This is a genomic window from Rhodococcus sp. ENV425, from assembly GCF_002887785.1.
Taxonomy (GTDB): Bacteria; Actinomycetota; Actinomycetes; order Mycobacteriales; family Mycobacteriaceae; genus Rhodococcus; species Rhodococcus aetherivorans.
In genome coordinates this window covers 1-11,271 of sequence record NZ_PCZU01000182.1, presented here as the reverse complement: position 1 = coordinate 11,271, position 11,271 = coordinate 1, and the positions used below count along the sequence as shown (strand labels likewise).

At 71.1% G+C, this 11,271-nt stretch carries 12 protein-coding genes; 4 read left to right on the top strand and 8 right to left on the bottom strand.

Going from position 1 to position 11,271, the window contains the following annotated elements; genetic code table 11:
- The 3 genes from CQZ88_RS30200 to CQZ88_RS14995 all read right to left on the bottom strand — a co-directional run.
- Positions 1-597 (bottom strand): alcohol dehydrogenase catalytic domain-containing protein (locus CQZ88_RS30200; RefSeq protein WP_258008615.1); only part of this gene is annotated, 597 nt, incomplete at its 3' end.
- A gap of 11 nt (positions 598-608) precedes the next feature.
- Positions 609-1,313 carry an AAA family ATPase gene (locus tag CQZ88_RS15000; protein WP_065923197.1) on the bottom strand — a complete coding sequence of 235 codons (705 nt, stop codon included), beginning with the start codon at positions 1,311-1,313 and terminating at the stop codon, positions 609-611.
- A gap of 34 nt (positions 1,314-1,347) precedes the next feature.
- Positions 1,348-1,974 (bottom strand): FMN-dependent NADH-azoreductase, encoded by a 627-nt coding sequence (locus tag CQZ88_RS14995; protein ID WP_006937166.1) that lies wholly within the window; start codon positions 1,972-1,974, stop codon positions 1,348-1,350.
- A 201-nt stretch (positions 1,975-2,175) separates the two neighbouring features.
- Between CQZ88_RS14995 and CQZ88_RS14990 the strand changes: the two genes are divergently transcribed.
- Together CQZ88_RS14990 and CQZ88_RS14985 are read left to right on the top strand one after the other, a co-directional pair.
- Positions 2,176-2,583, top strand: a complete 408-nt coding sequence (locus tag CQZ88_RS14990) for a helix-turn-helix domain-containing protein (protein ID WP_006937168.1) — start codon at positions 2,176-2,178, stop codon at positions 2,581-2,583.
- A 102-nt stretch (positions 2,584-2,685) separates the two neighbouring features.
- A complete protein-coding gene (locus tag CQZ88_RS14985; protein ID WP_180987023.1) occupies positions 2,686-3,522 on the top strand; it encodes a helix-turn-helix transcriptional regulator in 837 nt (278 codons plus the stop codon).
- Here CQZ88_RS14985 and CQZ88_RS14980 read toward each other — a convergent pair.
- From CQZ88_RS14980 to CQZ88_RS14965, 4 genes are read right to left on the bottom strand one after another with little or no spacing between them, the layout of a single operon-like run.
- Complete coding sequence (locus CQZ88_RS14980) at positions 3,468-4,130, bottom strand: HAD-IB family hydrolase (protein WP_049904216.1); 663 nt, start codon at positions 4,128-4,130, stop codon at positions 3,468-3,470. The two genes, CQZ88_RS14985 and CQZ88_RS14980, sit on opposite strands and share 55 nt — an antisense overlap.
- Complete coding sequence (locus CQZ88_RS14975; RefSeq protein ID WP_006937172.1) at positions 4,127-4,378, bottom strand: acyl carrier protein; 252 nt, start codon at positions 4,376-4,378, stop codon at positions 4,127-4,129. The genes CQZ88_RS14980 and CQZ88_RS14975 overlap by 4 nt, the downstream gene beginning before the upstream one ends.
- Positions 4,359-5,423 (bottom strand): beta-ketoacyl-ACP synthase III, encoded by a 1,065-nt coding sequence (locus CQZ88_RS14970; RefSeq protein WP_102799966.1) that lies wholly within the window; start codon positions 5,421-5,423, stop codon positions 4,359-4,361. The genes CQZ88_RS14975 and CQZ88_RS14970 overlap by 20 nt, the downstream gene beginning before the upstream one ends.
- Positions 5,420-6,460 carry an AvrD family protein gene (locus CQZ88_RS14965; protein WP_006937175.1) on the bottom strand — a complete coding sequence of 347 codons (1,041 nt, stop codon included), beginning with the start codon at positions 6,458-6,460 and terminating at the stop codon, positions 5,420-5,422. Before CQZ88_RS14965 ends, CQZ88_RS14970 begins: the two co-directional genes overlap by 4 nt.
- A gap of 198 nt (positions 6,461-6,658) precedes the next feature.
- Here CQZ88_RS14965 and CQZ88_RS14960 point away from each other — a divergent pair, with 198 nt between their 5' ends.
- Entirely contained in the window at positions 6,659-7,645 is a 987-nt protein-coding gene (locus CQZ88_RS14960) for an LLM class F420-dependent oxidoreductase (RefSeq protein ID WP_029547015.1), read from the top strand.
- Positions 7,646-7,660: 15 nt separating this feature from the next.
- On the opposite strand, the gene CQZ88_RS14955 is transcribed toward CQZ88_RS14960, so the two are convergent.
- Positions 7,661-9,214: a SpoIID/LytB domain-containing protein gene (locus tag CQZ88_RS14955; RefSeq protein WP_043801815.1), complete on the bottom strand. Its 1,554-nt coding sequence runs from the start codon at positions 9,212-9,214 to the stop codon at positions 7,661-7,663.
- Between the two features lie 320 nt (positions 9,215-9,534).
- Here CQZ88_RS14955 and CQZ88_RS14950 point away from each other — a divergent pair.
- Positions 9,535-11,271 (top strand): N-acetylmuramoyl-L-alanine amidase (locus tag CQZ88_RS14950; protein ID WP_102799965.1); only part of this gene is annotated, 1,737 nt, incomplete at its 3' end.

Genomic DNA, 11,271 nt, shown 5'->3' with positions numbered 1-11,271 from the left:
CTCGGAGCTGCGGTAGTCGACCACCACGGACGCCCCCGCCGCGCGCGCGAGCCGTGCCTTCTCGTCCGTGCTCGCCGTGGCCAGCACCGTGGCACCGGCCCGGCTCGCCAGCTGCACGGCCGCGTTCCCCACCGCGCCGGCCCCGCCCGCCACCAGCACGGTCGCACCGTCGAGCGGACCGTCCGCGAACAGGGCGTGCCATGCGGTCATGAACGGGATGCCGAGCCCGGCGGCGAGCTCGTCCCCGACGTGCTCGGGCAGGTTCACCGCCTGCCGATCGGGGACACACGTCCACTGGGCTGCGGTGCCGTGCCGGCGCCGCCACGCGGCGTTCCACACCCACACCCGGGAACCGATGCGGCCGGGATCGGCACCCGGCCCCACTGCGTCGACCACTCCGACGCCGTCCGAGTGCGGGATCTGCCACTGCAGCGGCGTCCCCCGGCCGTGCAGCCGGGCCCGCCAATCGGACGGGTTGACCCCGGACAGCCGGAGGCGGACCCGCACCTCCCCCGGCCCGGGCTCCGGTCGCGGCATCCGGCGAACGTCGAGCACGTCCCGGGCCGCGCCGAGGCGCTCGTACACCGCCGCGAGCATGTCCGGCACCGTCAGACTCCCGCCCGTGCGGTCTCGATCCGGGTGTCGAGGGCGGCGTACTCGTCGAGCGCCCGGGCAACGGCGACGTCGACCGGCAGCACCGGGGTGAAGCCGAAGAGCTCGGTGATCCGCTCCAACCGGGCCGGCAGGTCGCCGCCCACCACGTGGAACGGAATCGCCAGTTCCGCCATGATCTCCTCGAGCATGCGGTCGGCCCGGGCACGGAAGTGCTCGTTGACCGGACGATGCCCGTCCGCGCTGAGCGGCAGCTCGTTGGGCAGGTGCACGAAGGCGTCGAACGTCGCCTTCACGTGCCGCTTGAACGCCTTGCCCAGTTCGGCGACGACGTCCTCGAAGTAGGCCAGTTCGGGCGTGCGCGGCACGGGTACCCCTTCGCCCAGGCCCACCGACTCGTTCGGATTGATGCCGTAGGTGACCCGAACGGAGCCGTAGATCCACTCCTGCAGCGACGAACCGTCGGAGATGAACCCGTCCCACAGGTTCCGTTCGTGGATCGCCCGATCGACGTGCCGGACGACGATCATCTGCAGCAGCTCCGCGGACGTGCATTCCTCGAGCGTCTTGCCGGGGGCGGCCTCGGGGAGGATCTCCCGCATCGTCTTCGCCCGGGTACGGGGGATGCCCGTGTACTCGGACAACGCGATGGAGGTCAGTGTCTTTCCGGAGGAATAGGTTCCCGAGATTCCCAAGCGCATTGCGCGTGCCTTTCCGTCGCGGTGTTCGCGGTGGTCAGAAGTTGGCCGCGAGCTTCTGTGCGTGCGCCACGTGGCCGGCCAGGTCCTCGTCGGGGGCGCCGGTCAGAACGGTCGGGGCGAACCGGACGACCTCGGTGTCGGTGATGCCGACGAAGCGCAGCCAGTCGTCGAAGAAGGTGGTGGCGAAGTCCGCGCCGAACTCGAGCGGCACGCCCGGCGCGTAGACCCCGCTGGTGTAGACGGCGAGAGCCCGCTTGCCGGTCAGCAGCCCCTCGTATCCGGTGGCGGGGTCGAAGCCGAACGCCCAGCCGGGCTGCGTGACGATGTCGATCCATTGCTTGAGGACGTACGGCACACCCGCGTTCCACATCGGCACGTTGAACACGTACACGTCGGCCGCCGCGAACCGGTCGAACACGGCCCGGGCCGCGTCCCACGCCGCCTTCTGCTCGGCGGTCTGTTCCTGACCGCCGAAGACGGCCATCTTGGCGTCGGCGGCGACCGTGCCGAACTCCGGCAGGTCCGCGGAGAACAGGTCGAGGGTGTCGACCTCGAGGTCGGGCCGGCGATCCGCCAGCGCCTCGACGAAGGCCCGTGCGATGGCGAGGGACTGGCTGTGTTCGCCACGGGCAGAGGCGTTCACATGCAGGAGCTTGGTCATCGGGATCCTCTCGGAAGATGTCGTCGCAGGCCGCGGGTGCCGACGAGCAGGCCGCCACCCGCACACGCAGCTAGGCTGCAGGGGACAGCATCATCCGCGTGCCGCGGCAGCTCAAGACGGCACTTTCGAGTGCCTCGGGCACCTCGAGGTTCCCGGGCTGCGGCGGGGCGCGGGTGCGGGGAACGGTTACGGGGGAATTCGATGACGACGACCGCCGGTGAACGACGCGAGCGGGAGAAGGCCCGGTACAGCATCTACCTGGCCGGATGCCCGGCACGTCAGGTGCTGGAGACCTTGAGCAACAAGTGGGCGACGCTGATCCTGTCGGCCCTGACGGACGGCCCGCGGCGGCACAGCGAACTGCGCCGCACGATCGCCGGCGTGAGCCAGAAGATGCTCACCACCACGCTGCGGACCCTCGAGCGTGACGGTGTCGTGGAGCGGACGGTGACGCCGTCGGTCCCGCCGCGGGTGGACTACCGCCTCACGCCCCTCGGCGAGTCCCTGGTCCCGATCGTCGCCGAGATCAAGGACTGGGCGGAGTCGAACATCGCCGACATCCTGGTGCATCGCGAGGAGTACGACCGCGCGACCCGCAACACCGGGTGACGTGGTCCGCCGCACCGACTCCCTGTGATTTCGAACGCAGTCGACGCCCGCGACGGCGGGCGGCATTGACCTGCCGCACCGTCGTCGATTGGATTCACGCCTGTGAACGCGACGTCGAAGGAAAATCGCAGAACCGAGCTGAGCATCTTCCTCCGTCGGCACCGGGCCCGGCTGTCGCCCTCGGATGTGGGCCTCGTCGCCTCGGGCCGGCGGCGCACGCCCGGTCTTCGCCGTGAGGAGGTCGCCGCGCTCGCGAACGTCGGGCTCTCCTGGTACACCTGGCTCGAGCAGGGCCGGCCCATCAACGTCTCATCCCAGGTGCTCGACGCGATCTCGCGCGCCTTGCGCCTCGACGACGCGGAGCGGATCCACCTGCGGCTGCTCGCGGGTGTGCCCGACCGGTCTCCGAACACGCAGCAGCGCAGCACAGTTCGCGACGATCTACTCCAGCACATCGTCGACGGTTTCCGCGAGCCGGCCTACATCGTCAACCGGCACTGGTGCGTGGACGTGGCCAACATCCCGGCCCGGGACCTGCTCGACGTCCGGGCGGGCACCAATTGCCTGGTCCGGTTCTTCACGGAAGACGGTCGCGCACAGCGGTACTGCGATCCGGAGGCCACGGCGCGCAGTCTCGTCGGCCGGTACCGTCTCCAGGTGGCGCGCTACGTCGACGATCCCGTGTTCGCCGAGACCGCGCGCCGGCTCTGCCGGGAGAGCGAGGCGTTCGCCGCGCTGTGGGACGAACGCTCCGTGTGCGCGGAACCGCCCGAACTCCTCGCCTTCCGCCACGAGGAGTTCGGACGCATCGACTTCCGCACCGTCTCGTTCCCACTCGGGTCCGATCCGAGCCGGGCCCTCGTTCTACAGATTCCCGAATCCGGCTATCGGTCCACCGGTTCGGACACGCCGGTGCGGATCGAACGCGTCGCGGGATAACCGGGCATCCCCTCCCCCACCACGACGCGTTCCCCCGCCAGATCGAGCATCGGCGCATCCGAGACGTGGTCCCCGTACGCGATCGAGCGGCCGAGATCCGTTCCGTGGGCACGGGCATACGCCGCCACGGCGCGCGCCTTGTCCGGGCCCAGCATCGTGGCGCGCACGACGCCGGTGTATCGCCCCGCGGACGACTCCAGGTCGGTGCACAGCACGGCCGCCGCACCGATGTGTTCGGCGATGGGATCCAGGGCCGGCGCGAAGGACCCGGAGACGAGAACGATCGCGAAACCGTCCGAGGTCCGCGCGGCGAGGTCCGCGAGCACAGCTTCGTGGAAGAACCCGCCCTCGGACAGTTGTCGCGCGAACCACCGTCGGCCCGCGGCCGCGACCTCGGCGAGCGAACGACCCTGCCACCACGTGTAGTACGCCCGGTTGGTCACCGCTCGCGGCACCCCGCGCGCCCTCAGCGACCGCAGTCCGGCGAGGTGCGCCCGCGCCTGCCCGCCGACGCCACGCTCGGCGCCGTCGAACAGCAGCAGCGAGAACAGCGTCACCTGCGCGACGAGCGTCTCGTCCACGTCGACGAACGCGCATCGTGCGGTCACGCCGTCGCGACGTCGTCCACCCGCAGGCGGTTGACCAGGTCCGCCACGCCCTGGAACGTGTGCGCCGCCACCATGTCCTCCTCCGCGACGTCGATCGCGTACCGGGCGGACAGGATCGACCCGAGCTCGACGAGCACCAGGGAGTCGCAGCTGAGGTCGTCGAAGGTGGTGTGTTCGTCGATGGGGCCGGAGAATTCGGGAAAGTGCTCGTCGACGACGGCCGCGATGTCACGATACGAGAGAGTCATCCTGCGCTCCTGTGTGAGAGTGGGAAGAGACGAGGTGCGGCCACGTCACCGCGGCCGCGCCCCAGGTGGTTCCACCGCCGAATGCGGTGAGGATCATGCGTTCTCCCGCCCCGATCCGCTGGGCGGCGTCGGCGAGGGCGAGGGGAATCGACGCCGCGCTCGTGTTGCCGACCCGGTCCAGGTGCACGAGGGCGCGTTCCGCGGGCAGCCCGAGCCGGTAGGACACCGATCGGAGGATCCGGAGGTTGGCCTGATGCGCCACGAGGCGATCCACCGCCGCCGGTGTCCAGCCGACCCGGCCCATGACGGAGGCCGCGGACTCCGACATCGCCGCCACGGCCGCCTCGAACACCCGCTTGCCCTGCATCGTGAAGTATCGGTTCCATCCGGTCGAGGCGGATTCGCTGGTTCGTTCCCGGGAGCCGCCCCCGGGCACCATGATCAAGTCCGCCTGTCCCCCGTCGGAACCCAGGTGGGTCGCGAGTACGGCACCGTCCTCGTCGCGGTGTCCGGCCCGCAGCACCATGGCGCCGGCTCCGTCGCCGAAGATCACCGCCGTGTTCCGGTCCCCGGGATCGAGAATCGTGCTGAAGGAGTCGGCTCCGACGACGAGCACCCGCTCGGCACCGCCCGAACGGATCGTCGATTCCGCCAGCATCAGGGCGTAGAGGAAGCCGCTGCACACGGCCGCGACGTCGAATGCCGGGACCGGCCCGAGGCCCAGCCGGCTGGCGACGCTGGGTGCGGTTGCGGGACAGGGATGGTCGGGGGTGGTCGTCGCCAGGATCACCATGTCGACCGCGTGTTCTCCCGCGGACGTCAAGGCTCTCCGGCTCGCGGCCACCGCGAGGTCGCTCGTGGCGGTGCCGGCGGACACGAAGTGCCGGAATCCGATTCCGGTCCGCTGGCGGATCCACTCGTCGCTCGTGTCGAGGCGGTGCTCGAACGCCGTATTGGGGATCGCCTCCCCGGGAACGTATCCGCCGATTCCCGCGATCACGGCGGCGCGCGTTCCCCGGTCGCGGTCGCCCGCTGCGGTGGTCACCGCAGGTCCGATCCGGCGGCGGGCGCCGGCAGTTCGTGCGCGACCGAGCAGCGCACGGCGGTGCCGTTCCGCTCGGAGACGATGTCGCACGCGCGCCACAGCGCGCCGCCCCGGGCGAGGGAGCGGAGCGCCTCCAACGTCACGGTGACGGGCACCTCGGCCTCGGTCTGCACGGCCGGATCGGCGGTGTGCAGAACCGTGCGGCGCATCCACAGCGTGTTGCTCGTGGCGCGGTCGATCCCGTCGAGTTCGTACATCAGGATCTGGCCGAGCTGCAGGGTCTCCACGAATGCGTCGACGAGCGTCACGTGCGGCTCGTACCGCGCGGCCAGTCCGGCGCCGGGTATGCCGTCGCCGGGGCCGGCGACGAGCCTCGACCGGGCGTGCGCGACGGTACCGTCCACGCGGATGTCCTGCGTGCGCATCTCGTGGGTGCGGTACCCGTCGGCGTAGGGTCCGGCCGCGTGGGCGAGCAGACGGTCGGCCACGGCCGGGTCGAGTCGCGACGCGGGCGTCCCCACTCCGGGGTGGACGACCTCCAGCTCGACCGCGAAGCCGGCGACCCGCACCCGCACCGCGTCCACGCACGCACTCCGTCCGGCGTGCTCGGCACGACCGGGCTCCACCTCGGATCGGACGTGTTCGGCTGTCACGTCCAGGTTTCCGAGGTCGTGCTCGACGGGCGCGGCGGCCGCGCGGATCACCACCGACCGCACCCACGCCGCCGCCAGATCGGCCTCGTCGAGACCGTACGCGGCCCCGATCACCGCGCCGGCCGCCCGCGTGGCGACGAGCAGAACGTCGATCGTGCTCAGGTGCGGGCGCTGCGCCGTCGTACCCTTCGTCGACCAGTCCGACGGGCATTCCACGCCGGCATTCGCCCTGATCCCGGTCGCCGGATGGTCGAGGAGGCCGGCGAAGCGGAGGTTCTGCCGGACTCGGCGATAGCCGGCCCCGAAGAACCTGTCCTCGGCCGGACCGAGGTATCGGCTCGGTGAGTCCAGCGTGAAACTGCCCTGTGCCACGGCCGCTGCCATGTGTCTACCCCCAGATCACATCGGTGTCCGAACACGGTGTCCGGCACCATCGTGAACCGGCGTCGCCGCCCCAGCCAGGGTGTGTCGATCCTGGTGTCGGCACCACCACGCTGCGACCGGCCCCGACGCGGTTCGGCTGGCATCCGCGTCACCTTTCGTTGGCGCACAGGCACTTCGGAGGCGCTACGGTTGCGGTCCGTGAGCATCCGACTCGGTTACCAGATCCCGAACTTCACCTATCCCGGACCGGCCACCGGCATCTTCCCCACCGTCGCCGCCCAGGCCCGCGCGGCCGAGAGATCCGGGTTCGACACGGTGTTCGTGATGGACCACTTCTATCCACTGCCCCTGATCGGTTCGCCCGACGAACCGATGCTCGAGGCGTACTCGACGCTCGCGGCGCTCGCGGCGGTGACGACGTCGATCCGGTTGTCGGCGTTGGTCACCGGCAACACGTATCGCAACCCGGCCCTGCTGGCCAAGACGGTCACCACGGTCGATGTGATCAGCGGTGGCCGCGCCGTGCTGGGGCTGGGGGCGGGCTGGTACGAGTTCGAACACCGGGCCTACGGTTTCGAGTTCGGTTCGCTCCGTGAGCGGTTCGAACGCCTGGGGGAATCGCTCGAGATCGTCGTGCCCATGCTGCGGGGCGAACGCCCCTCGGTGGACGGCAGGTGGTACCACACCGAGGACGCCCGGAACGAACCCCGCCTGCGCAACGACCTGCCGGTGCTGATCGGCGGCGGGGGCGAACGACGGACGTTCGCCTTCGCGGCTCGTTGGGCCGACCATCTCAATATCCTGTGCGCCGCACGCGAAATACCGCGCAAGCTGGCGGCCGTCCGGGCGCGATGCGCGGAGCTCGGCCGCGACCCGGCGTCCCTGGACGTCAGTTACCTCGGCTACGTGATGATCGACGAGAACGGCGATCGCGCCCGCGATCTGCACCGGCAGTTCCTGCTCGCCCGGGGAATCGACCTCCGCCGGCTCACGGAGCGCGAATCGGCGGCCGCCACCGATCGGCACTTCGTGGGCACACCGGCGGAGGTGGCCGAGGAGTTCGATCACCGGGTGCTCCGGCACGGCATCGACCGACTGATCGTCAATCTCGTGACGAACGGCCACGAGGAGGGGATCGTCGAACTCACCGGCCGCACCCTCACAGATCTGCTGGCCGGCCGGTGAGCCGGGGAAGAGACGCTACTCGGCGCTGCCGGTGCCCGGCAGCCACTCGCGCATGATGCTCGCGTCGATCACCTGGGCGCCGAGGTCGGGGGTCCAGACGATGATGCCGCCGGTGAAGACGCGGAACTTGCCGCGTTCGTCGGGCAGCATGAGCTCCGGCCCGACCGGGGTGCCCAGGGTGCCGTCGTGCCCGCCGAGCTCGAGGTACTTCTCCTCGATGGGTGAGCCCTGCCCGGTCTCGAAGGGTTCGTCGCCGACCTCGGGGCCGGGTTCGGGCGCGGGGGTGGACGGCGGAACCGTGGCGTCGGCACCCTCCTGGACGGTGAACCAGTCGGAGCGCAGGCCCAGCTTGGCGCGCGCCTCGGCACCGGTGGTCTCGACCGTGCGGTCGGCACCGACGATGCGCACGTGGGTGACGCGGCCGCCGTCGGCGCCGAGGTTGTTGCGGCCTACGATCTCGAAGGCCTGCAGTTCGCCGACGCCGAAGGCCGTGCCGATCTCGCCGGCGGTCATCGTCTGGGCCCACTGCCGGTTGGGGGCGACGGCGTCGCCGAGGTCCTCGACGGACGGGAAGGCGCCGCCGGCGGAGTAACCGCCGGTCGAAGCGGAGAACTCGCTGGCGACGACCTTGCCGTCCTTCATGAGGACGGTGCCGCGGGTCGAGTTCACCGCCTCGTTCGTGCGCGGGTCCTCCTTGGCGGACCCTGCGTACACCTGGCAGTTCTGGCTGTCGCACGTCTGCCACAGCGGCGAGCGGTTCTCCGCCGCGGCGTAGGAGCGGGCGGCGATGGCCTGCGCGCGCAGCGCCTCGGCGCCGCCGGTGTCGGCCCAGCTGGGCAGCGACTCGGCCGGGACGACACTGAGCAGGTAGTCCTCCATCGACAGCCGGTTGACGGTGCGCGGCGCGGAGCCGTCGAGGACGACACCGAGGGAGCCGCGGTAGGGCGCGCTGTTGCCGCAGAGCTTGAGGTGTTCGGCGACGGGCCGGGCCTCGCCCATGTCGACGGGGTCCACCCACGGCAGGTCGGCGCGGCCCTGCCACAGCACCTCGCCGGAACAACCGGCGGTGACGACGACGTCCGCTCCCCCGTCCGCGGTGGGCGTCAGGTGGGCGGCCTCGCCCGGCCCGGTCTGCCGGCCGGCGACGGTCATCCCGGTGTCGGAGTACACGTCGAGGGGCGCGTCGTCCTGCCCGACGAGCCGGACCGCGATCATCGTGTTCTCGGGAAGGGCGCCGAGGGTGGTGCCGCCGTAGTAGTGACCGAGGATCCGGTCGGCGGACCAGCCGTGCTCGGTGGCGTAGCCGTAGGCGCCCCACTGGCCCATACCGCGACCGTGGCCGTGACCGAAGCCCACGAAGGTGAAGGGGGTGTCGGCGGCCACGGCCTGGGCGACGTCGGGTTCGGCGTGCACGTGCAGCACCCCGCCGATTGCGGCGCCGACCAGCAGCGCGGGGGCGAGGCCGATCGCCGCGGCGCGGGCCGTGGCGGGCCGCCAGCCGTTGCGGAGGGGGCGCCCGACGACGAGACGCCGCCGGCGATGGGTCCGGCGGATGGACTTTCGTGGCATGCGCTGCACTCCCTCGTTCTCGCACCGTGTGCCGCCCGGACGCAGGTCCGCGCGTATCGGACATTCGAGACGGATCCTCAAGCTCAGGTTGAGGCTTAAGGTTGTCTGCGACTAGTGTGGCAAGAGTGACTGAATGAAGCAACAACAGCCACGCCAGTAACACCAGAATCACAAGTTGCACACGATTCTCGGCCGTTCCGCACTTCGGGTCGTCCGGATGACGGAGGATTCGGTTCGATTCGAGCCGGCTCCTCGGCCTCGGCCGAGCGCCGCCCGGCCGAGGCCGAGGACCGCCGCGAACACCGACAGGGAGAAGCACCGTGCCGCATCGCCGACCGAAGCCGTCGATCGTCCTGGGTGCCGTCGCCGCCCTGGCCGTCGCCAGCCCATTCGCCGTCTACGGCGTCACGAGCACCACATCGGACGTCCGCTCCACCAACGAGTCCGTCCCCATCGTCGTACCGCCCGAGATCGCCGAGGTCGTCCTCGCCTCGGTGCCCGATATCGTGATCCCGATCCACGAACTCACCGGCCTGAACCTGCCGGACCTGAGCCTGAAGGAACTCGCCGCGGGCCTGCCGGAGATCACCGCGCCCGCCCCGTCGACCACCCCGGCGCCCGCACCCGCAGCCGCCGACGTCGTCGATCGCATCGGCGCCACCGTCAAGCAGCTCACCCGCGACGCCCCGTTCAGCATGATCGCGCTGGCCGCGAAGGACGTCGCCGACACCGACGCACGCATCCGGGCCCAGCGCGACGACGGCAGCTGGGGACCGTGGACGGCCACCGAACCGATCGACACGAGCCGCTCCGACCGGACCCCCGACGAGCGGGCCGGCACCGAACCGATCTACGTCGGTGCCACCAAGGCCGTGCAGGTGCTGCTCACTCCGCGCCCGGCGCCCGAACCGACGCTCGCCGGCGCCGAGATTCCCGCCCCGGCCGCGCCGCCGGACGCACCCGCCCCTGCACCGGCGCCCGCTCCGGCCCAGCCGGAGCTGGGCTATGCGCCGGCGTCGTCGTCACGGCCGTTGCACGCCCAGGAACCCGCGCGGGCCGCCGCCGACGACGTCAGCGCCGTGCTCATCAACCCGGGGTCGAGCAGCGCCGACGCCGCGCTCGAGGACATCGCCGGTCCGGTCGGAGGGTCCGGACCGAAGGTGATCACCCGAGCCCAGTGGGGCGCCGACGAGTCCATCCGCTGCCAGGACGCCACCTACGACGACGAGCTCGGCGGCGCCACCGTGCACCACACCGCCGGCAGCAACGACTACTCCAAGGCCGAATCGGCGGAGATCGTGCGGGCCATCTACGCCTACCACGCCCAGACCCTGGGCTGGTGCGACGTCGGCTACAACGTGCTCGTCGACCGCTACGGCCAGATCTTCGAGGGCCGCGCCGGCGGCCTGGACAAGCCCGTGCAGGGCGCGCACGCCGGCGGCTTTAACGAAAACACCGTCGGCATCGCGATGATGGGCGACTTCTCCAACGTCGAACCGCCGAAGGCCACGGTCGACGCGGTGGGCCGCTTCCTCGGCTGGCGGCTCGCCAAGGCCGGTCTCGACCCCAAGGGCGAGACCACCATGTACTCGGAGGGCACGTCGTTCACCCCGTACCCGCAGGGCGCGGCCGTGGACCTGCCGATCATCTTCGCGCACCGCGACGTCGGCAACACCAGCTGCCCCGGCGACTCCGGTTACGCGAAGATGGACGAGATCCGTGACATCGCCGCGGCGACCGCGGCCGGACAGAGCACCACGCCCAGCACCCCGAGCGACGACTCGTCCGACCTCGTCACCGACAGTCCGCGCGCGCAGCTGCCCGACGTCGACGCGGGGGCCCCGGCCACCGGATCGGCGGACCGCCTGCCCGACACCGGCTCGGCCGAGAAGGTCGCGGACCTGGTCGGAGAGCTGATCCGGCTCACCGACAACTCGCCGCTGGCGCAGAAGTGGATCGCCGAGGGCGGCGAGACCGGCCGTCTGGGGACCGCCGTGTCCGGGATCCTGCCCGCCAAGGCGGGCTACGAGCGCGCCGAGTTCGTCAACGGCGCCATC

Excerpts from the sequence above, each read along its gene's own strand:
- CQZ88_RS15000 (WP_065923197.1), bottom strand. The coding sequence starts at position 1,313 with ATGCGCTTGGGAATCTCGGGAACCTATTCCTCCGGAAAGACACTGACC.
- CQZ88_RS14995 (WP_006937166.1), bottom strand. The coding sequence starts at position 1,974 with ATGACCAAGCTCCTGCATGTGAACGCCTCTGCCCGTGGCGAACACAGC.
- CQZ88_RS14990 (WP_006937168.1), top strand. The coding sequence starts at position 2,176 with ATGACGACGACCGCCGGTGAACGACGCGAGCGGGAGAAGGCCCGGTAC.
- CQZ88_RS14975 (WP_006937172.1), bottom strand. The coding sequence starts at position 4,378 with ATGACTCTCTCGTATCGTGACATCGCGGCCGTCGTCGACGAGCACTTT.
- CQZ88_RS14965 (WP_006937175.1), bottom strand. The coding sequence starts at position 6,460 with ATGGCAGCGGCCGTGGCACAGGGCAGTTTCACGCTGGACTCACCGAGC.
- CQZ88_RS14955 (WP_043801815.1), bottom strand. The coding sequence starts at position 9,214 with ATGCCACGAAAGTCCATCCGCCGGACCCATCGCCGGCGGCGTCTCGTC.